Source organism: Streptomyces sp. NPDC034085, assembly GCF_055575555.1.
The window spans coordinates 36079-59326 of record NZ_JBVISL010000004.1 but is presented as its reverse complement, the minus strand read 5'-3'; the positions used below and the strand labels follow the sequence as shown (position 1 = coordinate 59326).

The following is a 23248-nucleotide window of genomic DNA, read 5'->3' as shown; positions in this document are numbered from 1 at the left end:
ACTGTTGATCCAACCGGGAAGTGGGAATCCCCGGCCTTCACCTTGTTCCTCCGGGGATTCCCCTGTTAGACCTGCTCCATGACCGCGCATTCCCCCGACGCCACCGACTGGCGCATCCTTGCGGCCCTCCAGCAGGACGGCCGCGCCAGCTTCACCGAGCTGGCCCGTACCGTGTCGATGTCGGCGAGCGCCGTCACCGAGCGGGTCCGCCGGCTGGAGGAGGCCGGGATCATCAGCGGCTACACGGCGGTGGTCGACCACGAGAAGCTGGGCAGGTCCATCCTGGCGCTGGTACGGCTGCGCTATCCGCACGGCAACTACAAGCCGTTCCACGACTTCCTGGACGCCACCCCGGACATCCTGGAGGCCCACCACGTGACGGGGGACGACTGCTTCGTCCTCAAGGTGGCCGCCCGTTCGATGGCCCATCTGGAGGAGGTCACGGGCCGTATCGCAGGGCTGGGTCCGGTGACCACCAGCATCGTGTACTCGTCCCCGCTCACCCGGCGCCCGCTCAGTCCGTGACGCCCGCCGTGCGGTGGCGCACGACCGAGCCGCCGCGCTGTTTGACGATCTCCAGCTGGGCCTGGACCCGGGTGCGCAGGTCGCCGACGTGGCTGACGATGCCGACGCTGCGGTCCCGCTCGCGCAGGGAGTCCAGTACGTCGAGCACCTCGTCCAGGGCCTGCTCGTCGAGGCTGCCGAAGCCCTCGTCGATGAAGAGGGTGTCCAGGCGCATGCCGCCGGCTTCGTCGGTGACCACGTCGGCCAGTCCCAGGGCCAGGGCCAGGGAGCAGAAGAAGGTCTCGCCGCCGGAGAGGGTGGCGGTGTCCCGCTCGCTGCCGGTCCAGGCGTCCACCACGTGCAGCCCGAGGCCGGAGCGCCCGCGTCCGCTCGCCCGGGCGTCGGAGTGCACCAGGGTGTAGCGGCCGCCGGACATGCGCAGGAGCCGTACGGTCGCGGCGGCCGCGACCTGCTCCAGCCGGGCGGCCAGGACGTACGCCTCCAGCCGCATCTTGCGCTCGTTGTCGGCGGAGGTGCCCGCGGTCAGCCCGGCGAGGCGGGCCACGCGCTCGTACTCCTCGCGCAGCGGGCCGAGGGCGCGCAGCTCCTGCTCCGCCTGACGGGAGAGCCGGTCCAGCTCGGTGCAGCGCACCCGGGCGGCGTCGACGGCCGAGGCGGCGGCCCGCAGCCGCGCGGCGGCCCGCTCCTCGGCGGCCGAGGCCGCGGCCGGATCGGCGGGGGGCAGGGCGGCCGCGTCGGCGGTGTCCCGCTCGGCGCGGCGGTCGGCCAGCATGGCCTCCTCGGCCTGCCAGGCGTCCAGGCGGTGCTGGAGCGCGGTGCGTTCGTACTCGGGGAGCACGGCCTCGGCCGCGGCCTCGGTGGTCTCGAAGCCGGCCCGGAAGGCGGCGTCGGCGAGCTGGTCGTCGGCCTCCTTCAGCCTGGCCGCGGTGGTCTCCGCCCGGCGCAGCGCGGCGGCGGCGGTGGTGACCATCCGGATGCGGTCCTCGAGGGTGCGGGCGCGGGCGGCGACGCTGGGCGAGTCGGCCCGTACGAGGACCAGTTCGGCTTCGAGGGAGGCCTGCTCCTGGTCGAGGGCCTCGCGCCGGGAGGCCCGGGCGGCGGCGCGGCGTTCGGCTTCGAGCCGGTCGGAACTGCGCGCCTCGTACTCCCGCTCGGCGCGGGCGAGGCGCTCGCGGGCGGTGTGCAGTGCGGCCGCGTCCGCGTGGGCGGCGGCGTGGCGGGCGCTCAGGTCGGCGGTGAGGGCGAGGAGTTCGGCGGTGGTGGCGTCCCCGGCGGCGGAGGCGGCCTCGGTCTCGGCCTCCCGGACGGCGGCGAGCCTGCGCTCGACGGCGGCCCTGCGCTCCTCGGCCTGTTCGAAGCGGGCGTGGGCGGCGTCCTCGGCGGCGCGGTCCACGTGCCCGGGGGCGGGGCGGGCCGGAGCGGGGTGCTCTTCGGAGCCGCACACCGTGCAGGGCTGCCCGGCGGTCAGGGCCTCGGCGAGTTCGGCGGCGATGCCGCGCAGCCGGGCCTCCTTCAGCTCCAGCCAGCTCTCCCGGGCGGCGGACGACTCCTCGCGCGCCCGCAGCAGTTCGCCCGCGGCGGCTTCGGCGTCGGCGGCGAGGGCGTCGCGGCGCCGGGCGGCGGTCAGCTGCATCCGGACCGGCTCGAGGCGCCCCGCGAGCTGCTCGGCGAGGGTCAGGGCCTGCTGCGCGGAGTCGAGGCGCTCCTGGAGGCCGGCCCGGGTGGCCTCCCAGCGGGCGAGCCACTCGGCGGACTCCTGGTACCGCTCGTCGGCGTCCCGGGACTCCCGCTCCAGCATGGCGCGCTCGCGGCCGATCTCGGCGCTGCGCTGTTCCGCGCGCTGGGCGGCGCCGGCCGCGCCGAGGTCCTCGCGCAGGCGCTGCTCGACGGCGGCGAGCTGCTCGGTGCCGGCTCCGGCGAGGGCCGGGGGGAGTTCGGCGCGGGCCAGGGTCTCGGCGTGCGCGGCGGTGAGGTGGGCGGCGGCGGCTGCGCCGCGCAGTTCCAGGGCGGGGGCCACGAGGGCGCCCCGGCGGGCCCGGTCCAGCAGGGCCCGTACGCGCTCGCGCTCCGGCCCGGCCTCCTCCAGCAGGGCCGCCCGGCGGGCGGTTTCGGCGTGGCGGCGCTGGAGCCGGTCGAGTTCCCGCGCCTCCTCGGCGTCGCGCCGGGCGGCGGCGTGCCGTCCCTCGACGGCGGCCAGCGCGTACTCGGCGACGGTGAGCCGCTCCCGGGCGGAGCACCGGGCGACGGCCGCCCAGGCCCGGACGGCCTCCGCGAGCCCCGGGTCGCCGGGCTGGTGGCCCGGCAGCGGCCAGGCCCGCAGGTCGGCGCAGTCCCCGGCGGCCTGCGCGAGCCGCTGGGCGGCGGCGAGCACCTTCTCGTCGCCGGCCCGCACCCGGGCCTCGGCGGCGCGCCGGCGCTCGGCGAGCAGGGTCTCGACGGCGGCGAAGCGGCGGGTGTCGAAGAGCCGCCCGAGGAGCCGGCCGCGGGCTTCGGCCCCGGCCCGCAGGAACTGGGCGAACTCCCCCTGCGGCAGCAGGACCACCTGGCAGAACTGTTCGCGGCTCATCCCGAGGAGCTGTTCGATCTCCTCACCGATCTCCTGGTGGGAGCGGCTGAGGGCGGTCCAGCCGTCCCCGGTGTGCTCGCGGAGCCAGGACTGCGCCTTGTCCTTGGTGGTGCCGGTGCCGCGCTTCTTGGGACGGTCCTGTTCCGGGCGCCGGGTGATCTCCAGGCGGCGGCCGCCCGCGGTGAGTTCGAGGGTGACCTCGGTCGGGGTGGCCGGGGCGGCGTGGTCGCTGCGCAGGGTGGTGCCTGGGGCCTGGCGGGAGCCGGGGACGGATCCGTAGAGGGCGTAGCAGACGGCGTCGAGGACGGAGGTCTTGCCGGCGCCGGTGGGGCCGTGCAGCAGGAAGATCCCGGCGCCGGAGAGGGCGTCGAAGTCGATGGTCTGGGGTTCGGCGAAGGGTCCGAAGGCGGTGACCTGGAGCCGGTGCAGCCTCATCGGCCGGCCTCCAGGCGGCCGTCCTCGGCGCGTACGTCCTCGAAGGCGCCCCGCAGTACGGCCCGCTCGGCCTCGTCGGCGCTGCCGCCGCCGCGCACGTGGGCGACGAAGTCCTCGGCGATCTCCTGGTCGCTGCGGCCCTTGAGGCGCTGTGCGTAGGAGGCCGTGCCGTCCTCCTCGCGGCCTTCGGGGTCGAAGGCGAGGCTGAGGGTGTGCGGGAAGCGGGCGGCGAGCCGGGCCATGGGCTCGTCGGGCCGGACGGGGTCGGTGAGGGTGGCCTCGATCCAGGAGGCCTCGTACGCGGTGTGCGCGGGGTCCTCCAGCAGGTCCTCGAGCCGTCCGCGCAGCCGGGCGAGGGGGCGGGGCACGGGGCAGTCGATCCGCTCGGCGGTGATCTCCCCGGCCGGGCCGAGGTCGACCAGCCACATGGTCTTGCGGTGGGCGGCCTCGGAGAAGGAGTAGGCGAGCGGGGAACCGGAGTAGCGGACCCGTTCGTTGATCGTCTGGCAGCCGTGGAGGTGGCCGAGGGCGGCGTAGTCCACCCCGTCGAAGACGCAGGCGGGTACGGCCTCGACCCCGCCGACGGCGATGTCGCGTTCACTGTCGCTGGCCTGCCCGCCGGTGACGAAGGCGTGGGCGAGGACCACGGAGCGGGTGCCGGGGGCCCGGCCTGCCAGGTCGGCCCGTATCCGGTCCATGGCCGCGCCGAGCACCGCCTCGTGGCTGACCTTCGCGGCGGCGAAGGTGTCCTTGACGAGCGCCGGTTCCAGGTACGGCAGCCCGTACAGGGCCACGTCACCGTGTACGTCGGCCAGCACCACGGGGTCGGCGCAGCCGGCGGGGTCCGTCCTGAGGTGGATCCCGGCCCGGCCGATCAGCCCGGCGCCGACACCGAGACGGCGGGCCGAGTCGTGGTTCCCGGAGATCATCACCGTGGGCACGCCGAGGTCGGCGAGCCGGTGCAGCGCGCGGTCGTAGAGCTCGACGGCGGGCAGCGGGGGCACGGCCCGGTCGTAGACGTCCCCGGCGACGAGGACGGCGTCGACCTCGTGCTCCCGGACGGTTTCGACGAGGTGGTCGACGAAGGCGGCCTGGGCCCCGAGCATGCTGACGCGGTGGAAGGACCGGCCCAGGTGCCAGTCGGAGGTGTGCAGGAACTTCACTCGACCGCTCCGACCCGCACGCTTGCTCTCCTCCGTGGCTCCGCACCGACCCTCCAGGCTAACCGGTCCGCGACCGCGCCCGGGCCGGACCGGGGGTTTCCGCCCGCGCCGGGGGCGGAACGGGCCGACGCCTCGCGGGACCGCGCGGTGGTGCGGGCCCGGGTGGCCGAAGTCCCTTGACGGCATGGGGTACTTGCGGACTCCCGGGCACCCCGGCGACTTCCCGGCATGCGTTGCCCGGACCGCACCCGCCACGTCCTGCGCAACACCGACCGGCTCCTCGACCGCCCCGGTCATGAGCCCCGGCGCTCAGGCCCGGCGCTCAGCCCCGGCGCTCAGCCCTCGCCGTAGGCCTCGCCGCCGAGCTCGAAGCCGGCGGTCCCGGCGGTGGCGTCGGCGAGCCAGGCCCGGAAGGCCTCGATGTCCGCCTCGGGGAGGCCGACCTCGATCGAGACGGCCTCCCCGTAGCGCACGTCCAGCACCGCGCGGCCGGTGGAGCGGAGGTCGTTCTCGGTCTTGCCGGCCCGCTGGTGGTCGACGGTGACGGTGGCCAGCCGGTAGCGGTGGCGGGTGACGGTCCCGAGGGCGTCCAGCGCCTCGCCGACGACACCGCCGTAGGCCCGGATGAGCCCGCCGGCCCCGAGCTTCACACCGCCGTAGTACCGGGTGACGACGGCGACGGCGTACCGGACGTCGCGCCGCGTCAGCATCTGGAGCATGGGCACCCCGGCGGTCCCGCCGGGCTCCCCGTCGTCGCCGGCCTTCTGCACGGAGGCGTCGGCGCCGATCACGTAGGCGTAGCAGTTGTGCGAGGCGGTGGGGTGCTCCTTGCGGATGCGCGCGATGAACTCCTGCGCCTCCTGCTCGGTCGCGGCGGGCGCGAGGGAGCACAGGAACCGCGACCGGTTGATCTCGGCCTCGTGCATCCCCTCACGGGCCACCGTCACGTACTGGTCTGCGCTCACCGCTCCACCCTAAGCGGTGACGGCCGGCCGGCCGCCGGCCCGGGGGGCCGCACCCAGGGCGCGTAGCGCTGATCGGGCCCCGCGTCGGCGCGCCAGTACCGCAGGACGGTTTCCCGGACGATGTCGAGCCGCTCGGCGGCGATGAGGCAGGAGACGGGCTCCTGGCCGCCCGCGTCGGCCTCGAAGGCGACCACGACGGCCGGTTCGCATCCGAGCCGACGCGTGAGCCGCGTGAACTCGTCCGGCGACGGGGCACGGAAGGCCGGATCGTGGAAGGCGGAGGGGCAGCCGACGAAGAGCGGGTCGTGGAAGACGAGCTCCAGGCCGTGGTGGTAGGCCAGGTCGTGGCCGGCGGCGAGCGTCAGCCGTCCGCGGTCCCAGGCGACGACGCCCCAGTCCCACCACGACCCTTCGGGGAGCCGGATCGCAGCATGGTTCCCGGCGAGGTCCATCCCCTGCCCCCCTGTTCGTCCGGACGGATCACGAGGCTACACAGCGGCCGATGCCCCGCTGTCCGGGAATCGGAGAGGTGTCCTCGCCGTTGATCCAGCCGAACGATTCGGCGGGACGACCCCAGCAGGAGGCGGCGCACGTGTACGGCGACCAGGCGACCATCCGCAAGATCCTCACCGAGCTCGGTGACACCTGGGCCGTGGTGGGCCTGTCCTCCAACCGGGACCGGGCCGCCTACGGGGTGGCGCAGGTGCTCCAGAGGTTCGGGAAGCGCGTGGTGCCGGTGCACCCGAAGGCGGAGACGGTGCACGGCGAGCCGGGGTACCCGTCGCTGGAGGCGATCCCGTTCAAGGTCGACGTGGTGGACGTCTTCGTGAACAGCGCCCTGGCCGGCCGGGTCGCCGACGACGCGGTGGCCGTGGGCGCCGAGGCCGTTTGGTTCCAGCTCGGCGTGGTCGACGAGGCCGCCTTCGCGCGGACGCGCGGGGCCGGGGTGGAGATGGTGATGGACCGCTGCCCCGCCATCGAGATCCCGGCGCTCTAGGGAGTGTCGTCGAGGCCACCGCCGGGAGGGACTTCGACGACACGGCCTCCTAGGAAGGGCGGGCGGCTGTGCCCTGGACCGGCGGGATCGAGACCGCCATGGTCATCTCCAGGAGGGCGGCGCCCTCGTTGCGGTAGGCGTGCGGGAGGTCCGCCTCGAAGGAGACGGCCCCGCCCGCCGGGACCACGTACCGGTCGTCGCCGATGTGGAGCGTCAGCTCCCCGGCCGTGACGTGCAGCATCTCGAAGGTTCCGGCCGGGTGCGGGTCGGAGGCCGTGCCGTCTCCGGCCTCCAGGCGGTAGGTCCACATCTCGACGGGCCCGCGCCGGTCGTCCCCGAGCAGCATCCGGGCCTCGCTGCCCGCCCCGCTCGACCACATCCGCACCCCCTGCCCCGGCAGCACCACGTGGGCCTGCGGCCCCCGCTCGTAGTCGAGGAGGGTGGTGATGCTCACCCCGAGGGCGTCGGCGAGTTTGACCGTGGTGCCCACGCTGGGGTTCGTACGGGCCTGCTCGATCTGGATGATCATGCCGCGGCTGACGCCCGCCCGGGCGGCGAGCGCTTCCAGGGTGAAACCGCGTTCGCCGCGCCACCTCTTGAGGTTGCGGGCGAGGGCCTGGGTGAGCTGTTCGAGGTCCGACACCGTTCCGTCCCTTGTGGGTCCAATATTTTGGATGACACAGTCCAGCACACTGAACTACGCTGCGGTGTATTCGATGCTGCACTCCGCCGTTCACCGAACTGTACTGTGAGGTCCTGCCATGACCGCCCTCCTCGCCTTGGCCACCGCCCTGCTGTGGGGCCTGTCCGACTTCGGCGGAGGGCTGCTGACGCGCCGCGTACCGGCGCTGACGGTACTGGTGGTCTCGCAGCTCGTCGCCGTCGTCGTGCTCGGGGCGGTCGTGATCGCCACCGGCGCCTGGAGCGAGGCCGGGCCGCAGCTGTGGTTCGCGGCGGCGGCGGGCCTGGTCGGGCCGGCGGCGATGCTCAGCTTCTACAAGGCGCTGGCGCTCGGCCCGATGGGCGTGGTCTCCCCGCTCGGCTCCCTCGGCGTGGTCGTGCCGGTCGGGGTGGGGCTGGCACTGGGCGAGCGGCCGGGCTTCGGCCAGTTCGCGGGCATCGCGGTGGCCGTCGTCGGCGTTGTCCTGGCCGGCGGTCCTGAACTGCGCGGCGCCCCCGTGCAGCGGCGGGCGGTGGTGCTGACCCTCGTCGCGGCCTTCGGCTTCGGCGCGGTCATGGCCCTGATCGCCGAGGCCTCCACCACCGTGACCGGGCTGTTCCTCGCCCTGTTCGTACAGCGGGTCACGAACGTCACCGTGGGCGGCGCCGCCCTGCTGGCCCAGACCCGGCGCGGCGTGCCCGCGCTGCCGGAGGGCACCGGTCCGCGGGTGCTGTGGAGCATGCTGCCGGCGCTGGCCTTCGTGGGCCTGGCCGATGTCGCGGCCAACGGCACCTACTCCCTCGCCGCCCAGAACGGCCCCGTCACCGTGGCGGCCGTGATCTCCTCGCTCTACCCGGTGGCCACCGCGCTCGCCGCCTTCGTCGTGCTCAAGGAGCGGCTGCGCAGCGTCCAGGCGGCCGGCGCGGGCCTGGCCCTGGCGGGCACGGTGCTGCTCGCCGCGGGCTGACTTCCCCGCCCGGCAGGGTACGGAGCCACGGCCTCAGCCCGTCAGGACTGTTCGGCCTCCGCCAGCAGCGCCAGCCCGCGCAGCTGCTCGGGCGTCATCCCGTCGGGGATCGGCACCGGCGCGGGGGTGCGCAGCGGGGGCTGCCAGCCCGTCTCCGGCTCCCACCGGCGCACGACCTTGGCCGGGGCGCCCGCCACCACGGCGTGGTCCGGCACCTCGCCCCGTACGACGGCCCCCGCGGCCACCACGACGTTGCGGCCCAGCTTCGCGCCGGGCAGGATCACCGCCCCCGTGCCCAGCCAGCAGCCCGGTCCTATCTCCACCGGGGCGCTGCGGGGCCACTGCCGGCCGACGGGCTCGTGCGGGTCGTCGTAGCTGTGATTGGTGGAGGTGATGTACACCCCGGGGCCGCAGAAGGTGTCGTCGCCGATGGCGATCCGGGCATCGGCGATGACGTGGCTGCCGCGACCGAGGACCACTCCGTTGCCCAGCACGAGCACCGGGTCCGCCCCGAGGTCGAGGTCCGGCATCATCCCGGCCGTCAGGGTGACCTGCTCGGCGATGATGCAGTGCGCGCCCAGCCGGATCCAGCGCTCCCCGAAGACGGTCCCCTGGGGGAAGGCGAGCCGGGTGCCCTCGCCGATCGCGCCGAAGCGCAGCCGGCCCGGGTGCCGCGCGGTGACCGCCCCGGCCTGCTGCATCCAGCGCCAGCCGGCGTGCACCGCGCGGCTGGCGATCCGGCGCCGCAGCGCCGTCAGGGATGAGAACGTGTTCTGGTTCTTCGGCACCCGGCCACGGTAGTGGGCGCCGCGCCGGAGGTCCGGACCGGGTTCCTGTGATCTTCACCCCATCGCGGGGCCGCGGGGCGCCGTGCCCTACGGTGCCGGTAGCGCGGCATCCGGAAGCAGAGGGAAGTGACCATGACGAATCAGCCGAACCAGGCGCACCAGGGGGCTCTCATCGCGGGAGTCGGCGACCGGAAGCCGTCGGTCGACCCGACGGCCTTCACCGCGCCCACCTCCGTGGTCGTCGGCGACGTCACCCTGGCCGCCGGCGCGAGCCTTTGGTACTCGGCGGTGCTGCGCGGCGACTGCGGTCCGATCACCCTGGGCGCGGACAGCAACGTGCAGGACAACTGCACGGTGCATGTGGACCCCGGCTTCCCGGTGTCCATCGGCGAGCGCGTGTCGATCGGGCACAACGCGGTCGTGCACGGCTGCACCGTGGAGGACGACTGCCTCATCGGGATGGGGGCGACGGTGCTGAACGGCGCCATGATCGGCGCGGGGTCGCTGGTGGCCGCGCAGGCCCTGGTGCCGCAGGGCATGGTGGTCCCGCCCGGCTCCCTGGTCGCGGGCGTCCCCGCCAAGGTGCGGCGGGAGCTCACCGAGGAGGAGCGCGAGGGCATCAAGGTGAACGCCGCGATGTACACGGAGCTGGCCAAGCAGCACCGCGCCTCGGTGACGCCCGGGGACTGATGCCCCGACCGGCCGGGGGCCCCGGGTCTCCCTCGCCCACCGGGGCCCCGGGTCAGTACGAGGGCCAAGGCCCCAGGTCAGGCTGAGGAACGAGACCCCCGAGCCGGGACCCCCGAACCGGACCCCCGGGTCAGTCCGAGGCTCCCGCCGGGGCGGTGGCCGGCTCCGGCGCCGGGGCCGCCTCGCGGGCCTCGGCCGCCGCCTTCTTCATCCGGCCGCGCAGCACCAGGGTCACGGTGAGCCCGATCAGCAGGGCCACCAGCAGCGCCAGCCAGGAGAACCGCTTCAGCCAGGGCTCCGCGACGATGCCGACCGAGTAGATGACGGCGGTGGTGCCGCCGGCCCAGAGGATGCCGCCGAGGACGTTGGCGACGAGGAAGCGCCAGTAGGGCATCCGCAGGACCCCGGCCAGCGGCCCGGCGAAGATCCGCAGCAGGGCGACGAAGCGCCCGAAGAAGACGGCCCACATGCCCCACTTGTCGAAGGACCGCTCGGCCATGGCCACGTGTTCGGGCCCGAAGTGCTTGGGGAAGCGCCGGCCGAGCTTCTCCAGCAGCGGCTTGCCGCCGCGGCGGCCGATCGCGTACCCGATGGAGTCGCCGATGATCGCGCCCGTGATGGCGCACAGGCCGAGGACCACCGGGTCGATCTGCCCGTGCTGCGAGGCGAGCAGGGCCGAGCTGACGAGGATGATCTCGCCCGGGAGCGGGATGCCCAGGCTTTCGAGCCCGATGACCAGCCCCACCAGGAGATAGACACTGATCGCCGGAATCGTCTCCAGCCATTCCTGGATGTGCACCGGTACGTCCTCCCTCGTCGTCACCGGCGCGCCCCCGAGACACGCCGAACGGGCAGCCTATCCGTTCCTCAGGACAGCCTTCGTCCAAAGCGGGCGTTCTCGGGACGAACGACCGGCGAACACCTCCCGCCGGGCCGTTTTCCGGCCACTTCGAGGCGACCGCCCCCTGACGCCCCCGTCCCGGCCCCGGACAGCACGAAGGGAGCGGCCCGCGCCGGACCGCTCCCTCCTTCACTGTGCCCTGCCCGCGCCCCGTCCGCGGCGTGACGCGCCGGGGCGGCTGCCGCTCTCAGCCCGCGGGCGGCGACGGCTACGCGTTGGGGCGCAGCGTCCAGACGACCGTCATCTCGCCGGTGACGGCCTCGTCCTCGCGCTGGATGGCGATGGTGACGGGGAACTCGGGGCGGCCGCCCGCGTCGAGTTCCGCCACGACGTCGGCGGCCGGGCGGCCGAGGGTGGCGGTGGCGGTGACGACGCCCTTGGCGAGCTTCTTGTAGCCGATCTCCGCCTTGACGGCCAGCGGCACGGCGCGGGAGAGCTGGTCGCCGAAGGCGGCCAGGACGATGGCGCCGCTCGCGGACTCGGCGAGGGTGAACATGGCGCCGGCGTGCGGGCCGCCCACGTGGTTGTGGAAGTCGGGCTGGTCCGGCAGCCGGACGACGGCGCGCTCCGGAGTGGTCTCCAGGAACTCGAGGTTCAGGGTGCGGGCCATCGGCACGGTCTGGGCGAGCAGTTCGCCCACGTTCATCTGTTCTGCGCTCATGGCACGCGATGTTACCCACGAGTAGATGGGCTTGGCCAGAGCCGGGGCGGGGGGCGGACGTGGCTCCCGCCGACGGCTCCCACTATGGTTACCGGCCATGTGGCCAGGACAGCAGCAGCCCGGGGGAGAGCAGAACCCCCAGGGCGCCAACCAGAACCCGTACCAGCAGCAGCCGGGACAGCCGAACCCGTACCAGCAGCAGCCTCAGCCGGGATTCGGTGAGCAGCAGCCCGGCTACGGATACCCGCAGCCGGGCTACCAGACCCCGCCGCCGGTCCAGCCCTGGGGCCAGGCCCCCCAGCCGGCGCAGCCGCCCCGGCAGTCCGGCGGGAGCCCCTTCTCCACGCGCACCGTGGCCATCGTCGCCGCCTCCGCGGTCGTCGTGACGGCGGCCGCCACCGCCGGCTTCGTGCTGACCCGGGACGACGAGGGCGGCAACCAGGCCGGCAACAAGCCGGCCGCCTCCTCCCCCGCGCCCGTCGCCCCGGTCGCGCCTCCGGCCCCCAGCGGTGCCAACCCGCGCGCCGGCGGTGACATCAAGCCGGTGATCCCGGGCTGGAAGGTGGTCATCAACCCGAAGCACGGCACCGCCTTCGACGTCCCGCCGGAGTGGAACGTGCTGGGCTCCGGGATGGCCTCCGGCTTCGAGGACGAGGCCAAGAAGGACGGCTCCCCGTTCGTCATGTTCTCCGCGCCCGCCTTCCTCAAGGAGGACTGGTGCAAGGTGGACTCCAACAAGGACGGCCGCGAGGAGACCACCTCCCTGGCCGGCACCGGCACCAAGGGCGGCCAGGGCGCGAAGGACACCGCCGACGCCGCCCGCAACGAGGCCGGCACCTGGGTGTACGCCGCGTACGCGCAGAAGCTGCCGAAGGAGAACGTCAAGATCTCCGAGCCCAAGGAGTACACCTCCTCCTCCGGCCTCAAGGGGCACGTGGCCACGGCGACCGTGAGCAACGTCCCCAAGGAGAACAAGTGCTCCTCGGACGGCAAGAGCATCGCCTTCAGCTTCAGGAACGCCAAGGGTGACTTCGCCAGCTGGGTCCTCTACGGCGCCGCCGGCGTCTCCGGCGAGGTGGACCAGGCGACGTACGAGAAGATCCTCAGCTCGGTGCGCCTGAGCGGCGGCTGACCGGGCGGCCCGCCGTGGCCGCAGGATCCCCGGGCCGGCGATCCGTTCTGCGTTATTTCGTTTGGATTCCCGGCCCGGGGCAGGGGATAGTCCCGGGGTGAGCCCCCGTACCGTCCTCCGGACCCCCCGCCGCCGGCCCGACTGGGCCGGACGCAACTACACCCTCCTGACGGGCTCCGCGGTCGTCACCAACCTCGGCAGCCACGGCGCGCTGATCGCCGCCTCCTTCGCGGTCCTCGAAGCGGGCGGCTCCGGTGCGGACGTCGGGCTCGTCGCCGCCGCCCGTACGCTGCCCCTCGTCCTGTTCCTGCTCGTGGGCGGGGCCCTCGCCGACCGGCTGCCGCGGCACCACGTGATGGTCGCGGCCAACGCCCTCAACTGCCTCTCGCAGGCCGCCTTCGCCGTGCTCGTGCTCGCCGGCGAGCCCCGGCTGTGGCAGATGATGCTGCTCTCCGCGCTGTGCGGTACCGGCACCGCCTTCTTCAACCCGGCCGCCGAGGGCATGCTGTTCGCCAGCGTCTCCGGCGAGCACTCCAACCGGGCCTTCGCGCTCTTCCGCATGGCCGTGAACGGCGCCGGCATCGGCGGAGCGGCCCTGGGCGGTGCCATGATCGCCGCGATCGGCCCCGGCTGGGTGCTGGCCGTGGACGCGGCGTCCTTCGCGGCCGCCGGCGCGCTGCGCGTCTTCCTCGACGTCGGCCCCGTCGCCGAACGGGCCCCCGGCGGGGGCCTGCTGGCCGACCTGCGCGAGGGCTGGGTGGAGTTCCGCACCCGCCCCTGGCTGTGGAGCATCGTGCTCCAGTTCTCCGTGGTCGTGGCCGTCGTCGGGGCGGCGGAGGCGGTGTACGGGCCCCTCGTCGCCCGCGACCGGCTGGGCGGGCCGGCGCCCTGGGGCGTGGCCCTGGCCTTCTTCGGTGCCGGCACCATCGCCGGAGCGCTCCTGATGATGGTGTGGAAACCGCGCCGCCTGCTGCTGGTCGGCACCCTGTGCGTGTTCCCGCTGGCGCTGCCCTCGGCGGGGCTGGCGGTGCCGCTGCCCGCGTGGGGGCTGTGTGCGGTGATGCTCGTCAGCGGCGCCGCGATCGAGGTGTTCGGCGTGAACTGGATGACCACCATGCATCAGGAGATACCGGAGGAGAAGTTCTCCCGGGTCTCCGCCTACGACTGGTTCGGCTCGCTGTCCATGCTCCCGCTCGCCACCGCGCTGGCCGGCCCGGCCGAATCCGCCTTCGGCCGCACGACGGCGCTGTGGGGCTGCGCGGGGCTGGTGGTCGCCGCCACCGCCCTGGTCCTGCTCGTCCCCGAAGTGCGCCGCATCACCCGCAAGCCGCCGCCCGGCAAGAGCGTCCCCGCCCCCGCGGAGCAGGCCCCCGCGCAGGCCGCCTCCGTCGTCATCCCAGGCTGAAGGCGCCCTCCGGCGGGGCCGGGGAGGGCACCGCCTCCGCGTCGGGCACCGGACGCGCCCCGCGCATGAACCGGGCGAGCCCCTCCCCCGACTCCACCCGGGCGGGGAAGGCGTCGGCGGCGCAGCGCCGGGCCAGGGCGGCCACCGGCAGCGGCGCGTCGGAGGCCAGCAGCACCGCGTTGCCGAAGCGCCGCCCCCGCAGCACCCCCGGCTCGGCGATCAGCGCCAGCTGCGCGAACGCGGCCGCGAAGGTGGCCAGCTGGGCCTTGAGGAAGCCGAACGGCGCGCCGTCGGCCAGGTTCGCCGCGTACAGGCCGCCGGGCCTCAGCACCCGCGCCGCCTGCCGCGCGTACTCCACCGAGGTCAGCCGGGCCGGCACCCGCGACCCCCCGAACACGTCGGCGACCAGGACGTCCGCGCTCGCTCCCGCGGCGGCCTCCAGCCAGTCCCGCGCATCGGCGGCGTGCACCCTCACCCCCGCCCCGGGCGCCAGCGGCAGGTGCCGCTCCACCAGGTCCACCAGGGCGGCGTCGAACTCCACCACGTCCTGCCGGGACCCCGGGCGGGTGGCCGCGGCGTAGCGCGGGAGGGTGAGCGCGCCACCGCCCAGGTGCAGCAGGTCCAGCGCGGCCCCCGGCTCCGCCGCGCAGTCCAGCACGTGCGCGAGGCGGCGTACGTACTCGAACTCCAGGTGCTCGGGCTCGTCGAGGTCGACGTACGACTGGGGCGCCCCGTCGACGGTGAGCAGCCAGGCCCGCTCCCGGTCCACGTCCGGCATCAGTTTGGCCGTGCCCTGGTCCACTTCCCGGATCACGGGGATCTGTTCGTCGCTCACCCCACCATTGTCAGGCCGCCCAGACGGCCGCCGCGTCGGCGGTGTGCCCCGCGGCCTGCGCGAGGCCGGCGCGGGCGGCCGGTTCCCGCCGCGCGGGGTCGAGGACGTTGCGCCCGAAGGCCTTGCGGGCCTGCGGGGACGGGGTGATGAGCAGCACCCGGGCTCCGGCGGCCCGCAGCCGGGCCGCCTGGGCGGCGGGTGAGGGGACCAGGGCCGAACCGAGGGCCATCGGCGCGAGGATCACCACCCGGGCGTACCCGGAGGCGAGGTCGGCGTTGGTCGCCGAGCGGACCCCGCCGTCGATGAAGCGGCGTCCGCCGACCGTCACCGGCGGCCACACGCCCGGTACGGCGCAGCTCGCGGAGACGGCGTCGACGAGTCCGGCCCCGCTCTCCCGGTCGAAGTCGGCGGGCTCACCGGTGAGCGCGTCGACGGCGGTGACGACGAACCGGCGCTCGGGCCACTCGTGGGAGACGAGCCGGGCCGCCAGCACCTTGCGCCGCTCGGCCTCCGCGCCCGTGTCGGCGGCCAGCGCGAAGGCACCGACCCGCCGGCGGTAGGCGCCGGCGTCCCGCGAGCGCAGCATGGCCAGGGCGTACTGGGCGAAGACCGCCGCCCCGAGCCGGGCCGGGATCTCCCCGGCCGGGCCGCCGAGCTGGCGCTCGTACAGTTCCCGCGGAGTGAGGCCCGCGGTGAGCTGGGCGCCGACCACGGACCCGGCCGAGGTGCCGACGACCAGGTCGGCGGTGCTGAGGTCCACGCCGGCGCGGGCCAGCCCGTACAGGATCCCGGACTCCCAGCCGACGCCGGTCAGCCCCCCGCCGCCGAGCACCAGTGCCGTACCGCCGTCCATGTCGGCCCCTTCGTTCCGTTCCCTCGCGTCCGTCACGCCGCAGGTGTGGGCAGTCTGACGCAACCCGGCTGACCTCACCACGGCGCGGGGCAGCGAGGACCGCTGCGGTGCGCCGGGGTGAGGCCTGGATTACGGCGAGGCGCCTCACGGGTCGGCTAGTCTCCCCGGATGTCCCTCCTCCTCGCGCCGATGGCCCGGCTGTCGCTGCTCGTCGTGCTGCTGGCCGCGGCCGGTGTGTGCGTGCTGCTGTACGAGCCCCAGCGGCTGCTGTCGCGGGGCTGGCCGCCGGGGCTGCCGGTGGGCGCGGGGGTGCTGCTGTTCGCGGGCGCGTACGGCCTGTGCACGGCCGCGTTCGTGCCCCGGCCGCTGCTGAACCTCGCCGCCGGGGCGGTCTTCGGCGCCCCGTTCGGGCTGGTGGCGGCCGTCGGCGGCACGGTGGCCGGCGCCGGTGTCGCGTTCGGGCTGGGCCGGGTCATGGGGCAGGAGGCGTTGCGTCCGTATCTGCGCGGGCGCTGGCTGGAGGCGGCCGACGCGCAGCTGAGCCGGCACGGTTTCCGCTCGATGCTCGCGGTGCGGATCTTTCCCGGGGTGCCGTTCGCCGCGGCCAACTACCTCGCCGCCGTCTCGCGGTGCGGCTGGCTCCCCTTCCTGCTCGCGACGGCCCTGGGGACGGTTCCCAACACCGCCGCGTACGTGATCGCCGGAGCCAGCGCCTCCTCTCCCGGATCGCCCGCGTTCCTCGTCTCGTCCGGGTTCATCGCCCTCTCGGGAGCGGTCGCGGCCGCGGTCGCCTGGCGCAAGCGGCACCGCCTCGCTCCCGCCCCCGTACGCGAGTCCGCGCCCGCACACCCCCCAGTGGTCACCGCGGCTCCCCACGGGCCCTAGCATCGGACCGAACTGCCCGACGATCACAAGGACGAGCGCACCCCGACATGAGCTGGTTCGAATCCCTAATCCTCGGTCTCGTCCAGGGGCTTACGGAGTTCCTCCCGATCTCCTCCAGCGCGCACCTGCGGCTGACCGCGGCTTTCGCCGGCTGGCACGATCCGGGCGCGGCCTTCACGGCCATCACCCAGATCGGCACCGAGGCGGCCGTGCTGATCTACTTCCGCAAGGACATCGCGAGGATCATCTCCATCTGGTTCCGCTCCCTGTTCACCAAGGCGCTGCGCTCCGAGCAGGACGCCAAGATGGGCTGGCTGGTCATCGTCGGCTCGATCCCGATCGGTGTCCTGGGCGTCGCGTTCAAGGACCAGATCACCGGTCCGGCCCGTGACCTGCGGCTGACCGCGACCACCCTGATCGTGATGGGCCTCGTCCTCGGTTTCGCGGACTGGCTCGCCTCGCGCGACGAAGAGGGCGGGCGGCACCGGGTGGTCAAGCAGCGCAAGACGCTCCGGGAGTTGGGCGTCAAGGACGGCCTGATCTTCGGTGTGTGCCAGGCGATGGCCCTGATCCCGGGCGTCTCGCGCTCCGGTGCGACGATCTCCGGCGGCCTGCTGCTCGGCTTCACCCGCGAGGCGGCGGCCCGCTACTCCTTCCTCCTGGCCATCCCGGCGGTGCTGGCCTCGGGCGCCTTCGAGATCAAGGACGTGGTGGAGAACCCCGGGCACATCTTCTGGGGGCCGACGGTCTTCGCCACGGTCCTCGCCTTCTTCGTCGGCTACGCGGTGATCGCGTGGTTCATGAAGTTCATCTCCACCAAGAGCTTCATGCCGTTCGTGATCTACCGGATCCTGCTCGGCATCGTGCTGTTCGTGCTGATCGGCATGGGCGTGCTCAGCCCGCACGCGGGTGAGTCGGGCTCGTAGCGGCCCTGGCCCGAAGTCGACGCGGGGGCCGCCCGGGAACCTTCCCGGGCGGCCCCCGCGTCGTTGTGCCGGGAGGGACCTGACGGCGAGGAGCAGGGGGTGGCCCATGGGCCGCGTGGTACTGGAGCGTTTTCCGGCGGGAAGTCCGAGGGGGAGCTGGCCGGCCGAGGAGTACGCGGCGCAGCGGACGCGCGAGGGCGTTCCGGCGGAAGTGGTGATGGACCTGGCCAGTGACGCGTTCCTGGTCGTGCTCCGGCAGCGGGAGGCGCATTCCGGCCACTGATCCGCCGCCTTGCGGATCAATGGGCGCACGCCCCTTGGCCTCGTCGCCGCGCAGCCCCACACTGACCCGATGACGCAGCGTGTGGACCTTGCGGCCGTGATGGACCGGCTCGCCATCGACGAGGTGGTCTCGGGGTACGCGGTGGCCGTCGACGACGGGGACTGGGCCGCCTACCGCGCCCTGTTCACCCCCGCCGGGCGGGCCGACTACAGCTCCGCGGGCGGGGTCGAGGGCCCGGCCGGGGAGGTCGCCGACTGGCTCGCGGAGACCATGAAGCTGTTCCCCGTCCGCCAGCACCTGATCGTCAACCGGCTGATCCGGCTGGAGGACCGGGGCGGCTACCCCGGGGACTCGGCGCGGGTCCGGGCGGACTTCCTCAACCCGATGCGGCTGGCGGGCGCCGACGACCGCGGTACGGCCCCCAACTTCGTCGCCGCCGGGCGCTACGCCTTCGCCCTCGCCCGCACCGCGGACGGCTGGCGGCTCACGGAGGTCACGGTCCACGAGAAGTGGCGCCACCTGTCGGCCTGAGCCGCGCCCGGCCGAGGGCGGTCCCACACTGGAAGCGGAGGCGCGCGATGCTGCTCACGAGGTGGACCCGGTGGTGGCGTGCGGCGGCCGCGGCGGCCGCCGGGGCGCTGCCCTGCCTCGCCTTTCCGGCGCCGGGGGCGTGGTGGTCCGCGTACGCCGTCCTCGTGCCCTGGATGCTGCTGCTGCGCTGCGCCCCCACCGGGCGGCGGGCCGCGCTGGAGGGCTGGCTCGGCGGGGCGGGCTTCATCGTGGCGGTGCACCACTGGCTGCTGCCGAGCCTGGGCGTCTTCCTGGTCCCGCTGGCCGCGCTGCTCGGGCTGCTCTGGATCCCCTGGGCGCTGCTGGTACGGCGGTTGCTGGGCGGGGCGCCGGGCGCGGGGCGGGCGGCGGCCGGGCTGGTCCTCGTACCGGCGGGGTGGCTGCTGTCGGAGCTGGCCCGGTCCTGGCAGGGGCTGGGCGGACCGTGGGGACTGCTCGGGGCCAGCCAGTGGCAGGTCCCGCCGGCGCTGCGGCTGGCCTCGGTGGGCGGGGTGTGGCTGGTGAGCCTGCTGGTGGTGGCGGTGAACTGCGCGCTGGTGCTGCTGGTCGCGGTGCCGGGCGCGCGGGTCCCCGCGGTGGCGGCGGTGGCGGGGTGTGCGGCGCTGACCGGGATGGTGTGGCTGTGGCTGCCCGGGCCGCAGGTGTCGGGCGGGCTGCGCGTGGCCGTCGTACAGCCGGGGCCGGTGGGCGGGGCGGACGGCCCGGAGCGGCGGTTCGAGGTGGGTGAGGCGCTGACGCGGGGCCTGGCGGGAGCCCGCCCGGACCTGGTGGTGTGGGGGGAGAGCAGCGTCGGCGCGGACCTGGCGGCGCGGCCGGACCTGTCCCGGCGGCTGGCGGCGCTGTCCGCGGAGCTGGGCGCCCCGCTGCTGGTCAACGTGGACGCCCGGCGCTCGGACCGGCCCGGGATATACAAGAGTTCGGTGCTGGTCGGCCCCGGGGGCCCGACGGGCGACCGCTACGACAAGATGCGGCTGGTCCCCTTCGGCGAGTACGTGCCCCTGCGCCCGGTGCTGGGCTGGGCCACCTCGGTCGGGAAGGCGGCGGGCGAGGACCGGATGCGCGGCACGGCGCCGGTGGTCATGGACCTGCCCGGCGGGGTGCGGCTGGGGCCGCTGGTGTGCTTCGAGTCGGCCTTCCCCGACATGAGCCGGCACCTGGTCCGCGAGGGGGCGGGCGTACTCGTCACGCAGTCGGCGACCTCGACGTTCCAGGACAGCTGGGCACCGGCCCAGCACGCCTCCCTGGCCGCCCTGCGCGCCGCCGAGACCGGCCGGCCGGTGGTGCACGCGACCCTGACGGGCGTCAGCACGGTCTACGGGCCGTCGGGCGCCCGGATCGGGGCCGCCCTGCCCACCTCCGCGAGCACCGCGGCCGTGTACGAGGTGCCGCTCGCCCGGGGCACCACCCCCTTCGTCCGCTTGGGGAACTGGCCGCAGGGTGCCTGCCTGGCCGCGCTGGGGCTGTACTGCGCGGCCGGCGGCGTACGGGCGCTCAGGCCGGCGAAGCCTGCTCCAGAGCCGTCAGCACCACCCGCTCGCACAGCTCGTGGGTGAGCAGGGCGTCGCGGGCGCTGGGCACCCTGCCGCTCTCCACGGCCTCCAGGAAGGCGTCCACCGCCTGCTCGATGCCGCGCTGGCGGGCCACGGAGACCCAGTCCCCGCGCCGGCGCACGGTGGGCTGGCCGCGGTGGTCGACCACCTCGGCGAGGTTGACCACCTGGCGCTTGGAGTCCTGCCCGGAGACCTCCAGGACCTCCTCCGCGGATCCGGACCGCCGGTTCATGATCCCCAGGGCGGTGAAGCCGTCGCCGGACATCTGGAGCACCACCTGGGACATCAGCCCCTCGCGCACCACGGCCCGCACGTCGATGTGGTCGGCCTCGCCGGGCAGCAGGAAGCGCAGGGTGTCGACGACGTGGATGAAGTCGTCCATGACCAGCGTGCGGGGGTCCTCCGGGAGCCCCACCCGGTTCTTCTGCATGACGATCAGGTCCCGCGGGTGGTCGGCGCAGAGCGTGTAGCCGGGCGCGTGGCGGCGGTTGAAGCCGACGAAGAGACCGACCCCGCGCTCCTCGGCGCGTTCCACCAGGCGCCGCGAGTCGGCGAGCTCGTAGGCCAGCGGCTTGTCCACGTACGTCGCCACGCCCGCGTCCAGCAGCCGCTCCACGATCTCCGGGTGGGCCTCGGTCGGGGCGTGCACGAACGCGGCGTCGAGGTCCTCGGCGAGGAGGGCCTCCAGCGCGAGGTGGCGGCGCGCGGGCGGGATGCGGTGGACGTCGCCGATCCGCTCGAGCGTGGCCGGAGTGCGGGTCTGCAGGTGCAGCTCGACCCCGGGACGGGTGGTGAGGACGGGCAGGTACGCCTTCTGCGCGATGTCGCCGAGTCCGATGACGCCGACCTTCACCGGGAGCCTCCTGGTATGTGCCGAATGGGACTCCGCAGCTTAATCCCTGGTGGGGGCAGGCGCGTTCGACCAGGATGGGGAGATGACCTCCGACGGATCGCACCGCACCGAACCCTCCACCACCGCCGGCGAGCGGGAGATGCTGGAAGGCTGGCTCGACTACCACCGCTCCACCCTGGCCTGGAAGTGCGAGGGGCTCACCGAGGAGCAGCTGCGCCTCACCCCGCTCCAGCCCTCCGCGCTGAGCCTGATGGGCCTCGTACGGCACATGGCGGAGGTGGAGCGCTACTGGTTCCGGGAGATCGCCCTCGGCGAGGACCTGCCCGAGCTGTACAGCACCCGCGACAACGTGGACGGGGACTTCCGGTTCACCGACGGGGACACCTGGGCCGCGGCCGAGCGGGTCTGGCAGACCGAGGTCGAACTGGCGCGGCAGGCGGCCGCGAACCGCTCCCTGGACGCGGTGTCGGACGCCGCGAACCACCACCGGGGCGAGGTCTTCAGCCTGCGCTGGATCTACACCCACATGATCGAGGAGTACGCCCGCCACAACGGGCACGCCGACCTCGTGCGCGAGCACGTCGACGGCGCCACCGGAGACTGACCGGGCCCCGTCCGGTGTCCCCCGGACATCCCCTCCGCGTCACCCGTGCGGGGTGAATATCGGCTCAGGGTTTTCACAACGGGGTCCTCGCACAGCAGAGTTGCCGCGTGCACCCCACCCGAACCTCGACGAAGCTGCTCCTCGGAGCCGCCTGTGCCGTCTCGGCCGTCTCCGGCTGCGTGAACGTGAGCCCCACCCCGATGCGGCCGGCGGCGGCCCCCTCCGACGGGCCGCCGCCCCGGCACGAGCCGCGCGGCGGGCCGGGGGCGCTGCCCGTGGTCGTGCAGGCGCCCGCCCTGGAGGCGCTGAAGGCGGTGCCGCGGGACGGCGTGCGTCCGTCGGCCCCGACGGCCGCGGGCCGGGGCACCGCGCGCACCTCACCCGGGGTGCACACCGAGCCCGGCGAGGCGGCTCAGGCCCCGCCCGAGGCACCGGCGGCCCCCGAGCCCGCGAAGCCGGGCGGGCGCGGCAAGGGGGGCTCCCCGGGCCGTCCGCACGCCCCGGGGCACGACGCGCGGCTGCCGCCCGGGCTGGTGCGGGAGCTGCCGGTCCGGGCGGCCGACGTGTGCGCGCTGGGCCGCCGGCACGGGAACTGGGACCCGGACGGCCCGGAGGCCCGCATCTGCGCGGGCGTCGAGGACGGCTGAGGACGGCCGGCGCCGGCCTCCCCGGGCGTGCGGGGCGGGGCAGCGGTCCCGGGGCACCGCCTACGGAGACTGCTCGGGGAACGGCCGGGGCGCCGGGCGCGCCGGGCCGGGTTCCGCCGCGAGCCTGCGCTCCAGCCGGGCGATGGCGGCCCGCACCCCGTTCCCGTAGCCGTCGTCGGACAGGGCCCCGGCGGCCGCCCGGGCCCGGGCGAGGTGGAGCCGGGCCTCCTCGGGCCGGCGCAGCTTGACGTAGTCGGCCGCGAGGCTCAGGTGCAGCGACGGGTAGAACACCCGCACCGCCGTGTGCGGCCGCCGCTCCGCCCGCCCGGGGAGCGCCTCGGCGGCGGCGAGGGCGCGCAGGTCCCAGGACAGTTCGTCGGCGGGGTCGTCCTGGGCGTCGGCCAGGTAGTGCGCGAGCGTGCAGCGGTGGAGGGCGTCGCCCGCCTCGCCGATCTCGGACCAGATCTCGCCGAGCCGGTTGCGGGCCTCCTCGCGGTCACCGGCGTGCAGCAGGATGACGGCCTGGCCGATCCTGGTCATGACGGCGTCCTCCGACGCCTCCTGCTGCTGCTCCGTCAACGGGGCCTCCGGCTCGCTCCGCCGGACCTGGTCCGGTCCGATCAGCAAGAAGCTAACCGCAGGCACCGGCTCTGACGCCGAGGCGCGGGGTGGTGTCAGCCAAGGTCCGGGATCCGCCAGTCGATCGGCTCATGGCCCTGGGCGGCGACGGCCTCGTTGATCTGCGTGAAGGGCCGGGAGCCGAAGAACTTCTTCGCCGACAGCGGCGAGGGGTGGGCGCCCTTGACGATGACGTGCCGCTCCGCGTCGATGAGCGGGATCTTCTTCTGGGCATAGGCGCCCCAGAGTACGAAGACGACCGGGTCCGGGCGCTCGGAGACGGCGCGGATCACCGCGTCGGTGAACTTCTCCCAGCCCTTGCCCTTGTGCGAGTTGGGCTCGCCCTCGCGGACGGTGAGGACGGCGTTGAGCAGCAGGACGCCCTGCTCGGCCCACGGCATCAGGTACCCGTTGTCCGGGACCGGCAGGCCGAGCTCCTCCTTCATCTCCTTGTAGATGTTGCGCAGCGAGGGCGGGGTCTTGATCCCGGGCCGCACGGAGAAGCACAGGCCGTGTCCCTGGCCGGGGCCGTGGTAGGGGTCCTGGCCGAGGACCATCACCTTGACCTTGTCGAACGGCGTGGCCTCCAGGGCCGCGAAGACCTGCTCGCGGGGCGGGTAGACCGGCCCGTTCGCCCGCTCCTTCTCTACGAACTCGGTGAGCTCCTTGAAGTAGGGCTGGTCCAGCTCCCCGCCAAGGACGGGGAGCCAGGACTCGGGCAGCATCTGGGTCACGTCGACAACCTCCGGTACGAGTTCGTTTACCTGC

Annotated in this window: 26 protein-coding genes; 13 read left to right on the top strand and 13 right to left on the bottom strand. The window is 74.6% G+C overall.

The window, feature by feature from the left end:
• The first annotated feature begins 78 nt into the window (after nt 1-78).
• A complete protein-coding gene (locus tag ACZ501_RS15120; protein ID WP_468795612.1) occupies nt 79-525 on the top strand; it encodes an Lrp/AsnC family transcriptional regulator in 447 nt (148 codons plus the stop codon).
• Here the strand turns inward: ACZ501_RS15120 and ACZ501_RS15115 are convergent.
• The 4 genes from ACZ501_RS15115 to ACZ501_RS15100 all read right to left on the bottom strand — a co-directional run bounded on the left by ACZ501_RS15115 (nt 515) and on the right by ACZ501_RS15100 (nt 6106).
• A complete protein-coding gene (locus tag ACZ501_RS15115) occupies nt 515-3526 on the bottom strand; it encodes an AAA family ATPase (RefSeq protein ID WP_468795609.1) in 3012 nt (1003 codons plus the stop codon). The two genes, ACZ501_RS15120 and ACZ501_RS15115, sit on opposite strands and share 11 nt — an antisense overlap.
• A complete protein-coding gene (locus tag ACZ501_RS15110) occupies nt 3523-4689 on the bottom strand; it encodes an exonuclease SbcCD subunit D (protein WP_468795606.1) in 1167 nt (388 codons plus the stop codon). Before ACZ501_RS15110 ends, ACZ501_RS15115 begins: the two co-directional genes overlap by 4 nt.
• Before the next feature lie 335 nt (nt 4690-5024).
• On the bottom strand, nt 5025-5654 hold the full coding sequence (locus ACZ501_RS15105; protein ID WP_468795603.1) for a YigZ family protein: 630 nt from the start codon (nt 5652-5654) through the stop codon (nt 5025-5027).
• Nucleotides 5651-6106, bottom strand: coding sequence for a hypothetical protein (locus tag ACZ501_RS15100; RefSeq protein ID WP_468795600.1), 456 nt, complete (start codon nt 6104-6106; stop codon nt 5651-5653). The genes ACZ501_RS15105 and ACZ501_RS15100 overlap by 4 nt, the downstream gene beginning before the upstream one ends.
• A 140-nt stretch (nt 6107-6246) precedes the next feature.
• On the opposite strand from ACZ501_RS15100, the gene ACZ501_RS15095 reads away from it, so the two are divergent.
• On the top strand, nt 6247-6651 hold the full coding sequence (locus ACZ501_RS15095; RefSeq protein ID WP_361607491.1) for a CoA-binding protein: 405 nt from the start codon (nt 6247-6249) through the stop codon (nt 6649-6651).
• A 49-nt stretch (nt 6652-6700) separates the two neighbouring features.
• Here the strand turns inward: ACZ501_RS15095 and ACZ501_RS15090 are convergent, their stop codons facing one another.
• Nucleotides 6701-7294 (bottom strand): helix-turn-helix domain-containing protein, encoded by a 594-nt coding sequence (locus ACZ501_RS15090; protein ID WP_468795597.1) that lies wholly within the window; start codon nt 7292-7294, stop codon nt 6701-6703.
• Nucleotides 7295-7412: 118 nt separating this feature from the next.
• On the opposite strand from ACZ501_RS15090, the gene ACZ501_RS15085 reads away from it, so the two are divergent.
• The gene (locus ACZ501_RS15085) at nt 7413-8279 is read left to right on the top strand and encodes an EamA family transporter (protein WP_361607466.1); all 867 of its coding nucleotides are present in this window, start codon (nt 7413-7415) and stop codon (nt 8277-8279) included.
• Between the two features lie 41 nt (nt 8280-8320).
• On the opposite strand, the gene ACZ501_RS15080 is transcribed toward ACZ501_RS15085, so the two are convergent.
• Entirely contained in the window at nt 8321-9067 is a 747-nt protein-coding gene (locus tag ACZ501_RS15080; protein WP_361607463.1) for an acyltransferase, read from the bottom strand.
• 132 nt (nt 9068-9199) lie between these two features.
• On the opposite strand from ACZ501_RS15080, the gene ACZ501_RS15075 reads away from it, so the two are divergent.
• A complete protein-coding gene (locus tag ACZ501_RS15075; RefSeq protein WP_468795594.1) occupies nt 9200-9757 on the top strand; it encodes a gamma carbonic anhydrase family protein in 558 nt (185 codons plus the stop codon).
• A gap of 130 nt (nt 9758-9887) precedes the next feature.
• On the opposite strand, the gene ACZ501_RS15070 is transcribed toward ACZ501_RS15075, so the two are convergent.
• Both ACZ501_RS15070 and ACZ501_RS15065 read right to left on the bottom strand, forming a co-directional pair.
• Nucleotides 9888-10556, bottom strand: a complete 669-nt coding sequence (locus ACZ501_RS15070; protein WP_361607488.1) for a DedA family protein — start codon at nt 10554-10556, stop codon at nt 9888-9890.
• 310 nt (nt 10557-10866) lie between these two features.
• Nucleotides 10867-11304 carry a DUF4442 domain-containing protein gene (locus tag ACZ501_RS15065; RefSeq protein WP_042800586.1) on the bottom strand — a complete coding sequence of 146 codons (438 nt, stop codon included), beginning with the start codon at nt 11302-11304 and terminating at the stop codon, nt 10867-10869.
• A gap of 112 nt (nt 11305-11416) precedes the next feature.
• Between ACZ501_RS15065 and ACZ501_RS15060 the strand changes: the two genes are divergently transcribed.
• Together ACZ501_RS15060 and ACZ501_RS15055 are read left to right on the top strand one after the other, a co-directional pair.
• The gene (locus ACZ501_RS15060; protein ID WP_361607457.1) at nt 11417-12451 is read left to right on the top strand and encodes a DUF8017 domain-containing protein; all 1035 of its coding nucleotides are present in this window, start codon (nt 11417-11419) and stop codon (nt 12449-12451) included.
• Nucleotides 12452-12548: 97 nt separating this feature from the next.
• Entirely contained in the window at nt 12549-13856 is a 1308-nt protein-coding gene (locus ACZ501_RS15055; protein ID WP_468795591.1) for an MFS transporter, read from the top strand.
• On the opposite strand, the gene ACZ501_RS15050 is transcribed toward ACZ501_RS15055, so the two are convergent.
• A complete protein-coding gene (locus ACZ501_RS15050; protein WP_362456312.1) occupies nt 13843-14634 on the bottom strand; it encodes a spermidine synthase in 792 nt (263 codons plus the stop codon). The two genes, ACZ501_RS15055 and ACZ501_RS15050, sit on opposite strands and share 14 nt — an antisense overlap.
• Before the next feature lie 67 nt (nt 14635-14701).
• Entirely contained in the window at nt 14702-15544 is an 843-nt protein-coding gene (locus tag ACZ501_RS15045) for a patatin-like phospholipase family protein (protein ID WP_361607451.1), read from the bottom strand.
• A 168-nt stretch (nt 15545-15712) separates the two neighbouring features.
• Between ACZ501_RS15045 and ACZ501_RS15040 the strand changes: the two genes are divergently transcribed.
• From ACZ501_RS15040 to lnt, 5 genes are all read left to right on the top strand, one after another.
• Nucleotides 15713-16429 (top strand): TVP38/TMEM64 family protein, encoded by a 717-nt coding sequence (locus ACZ501_RS15040; RefSeq protein WP_361607448.1) that lies wholly within the window; start codon nt 15713-15715, stop codon nt 16427-16429.
• Between the two features lie 47 nt (nt 16430-16476).
• Nucleotides 16477-17355, top strand: a complete 879-nt coding sequence (locus ACZ501_RS15035; RefSeq protein WP_361607445.1) for an undecaprenyl-diphosphate phosphatase — start codon at nt 16477-16479, stop codon at nt 17353-17355.
• A gap of 106 nt (nt 17356-17461) precedes the next feature.
• Nucleotides 17462-17638: a hypothetical protein gene (locus tag ACZ501_RS15030; RefSeq protein WP_361611091.1), complete on the top strand. Its 177-nt coding sequence runs from the start codon at nt 17462-17464 to the stop codon at nt 17636-17638.
• Nucleotides 17639-17707: 69 nt separating this feature from the next.
• Nucleotides 17708-18169: a nuclear transport factor 2 family protein gene (locus tag ACZ501_RS15025; RefSeq protein ID WP_468795588.1), complete on the top strand. Its 462-nt coding sequence runs from the start codon at nt 17708-17710 to the stop codon at nt 18167-18169.
• A 47-nt stretch (nt 18170-18216) separates the two neighbouring features.
• Nucleotides 18217-19761: an apolipoprotein N-acyltransferase gene (gene lnt / locus ACZ501_RS15020; RefSeq protein ID WP_361611088.1), complete on the top strand. Its 1545-nt coding sequence runs from the start codon at nt 18217-18219 to the stop codon at nt 19759-19761.
• Here lnt and ACZ501_RS15015 read toward each other — a convergent pair.
• Nucleotides 19700-20611 (bottom strand): Gfo/Idh/MocA family protein, encoded by a 912-nt coding sequence (locus ACZ501_RS15015; RefSeq protein ID WP_361611086.1) that lies wholly within the window; start codon nt 20609-20611, stop codon nt 19700-19702. The two genes, lnt and ACZ501_RS15015, sit on opposite strands and share 62 nt — an antisense overlap.
• An 82-nt stretch (nt 20612-20693) precedes the next feature.
• Here ACZ501_RS15015 and ACZ501_RS15010 point away from each other — a divergent pair, with 82 nt between their 5' ends.
• Both ACZ501_RS15010 and ACZ501_RS15005 read left to right on the top strand, forming a co-directional pair.
• Nucleotides 20694-21215: a DinB family protein gene (locus ACZ501_RS15010; protein ID WP_361611084.1), complete on the top strand. Its 522-nt coding sequence runs from the start codon at nt 20694-20696 to the stop codon at nt 21213-21215.
• A 107-nt stretch (nt 21216-21322) separates the two neighbouring features.
• Nucleotides 21323-21862: a hypothetical protein gene (locus ACZ501_RS15005; protein ID WP_468795585.1), complete on the top strand. Its 540-nt coding sequence runs from the start codon at nt 21323-21325 to the stop codon at nt 21860-21862.
• Between the two features lie 60 nt (nt 21863-21922).
• Here the strand turns inward: ACZ501_RS15005 and ACZ501_RS15000 are convergent, their stop codons facing one another.
• Together ACZ501_RS15000 and ACZ501_RS14995 are read right to left on the bottom strand one after the other, a co-directional pair.
• Complete coding sequence (locus ACZ501_RS15000; RefSeq protein ID WP_468796589.1) at nt 21923-22402, bottom strand: hypothetical protein; 480 nt, start codon at nt 22400-22402, stop codon at nt 21923-21925.
• 134 nt (nt 22403-22536) lie between these two features.
• Nucleotides 22537-23205 carry a uracil-DNA glycosylase gene (locus ACZ501_RS14995; RefSeq protein ID WP_361610191.1) on the bottom strand — a complete coding sequence of 223 codons (669 nt, stop codon included), beginning with the start codon at nt 23203-23205 and terminating at the stop codon, nt 22537-22539.
• Nucleotides 23206-23248: the final 43 nt, after the last annotated feature.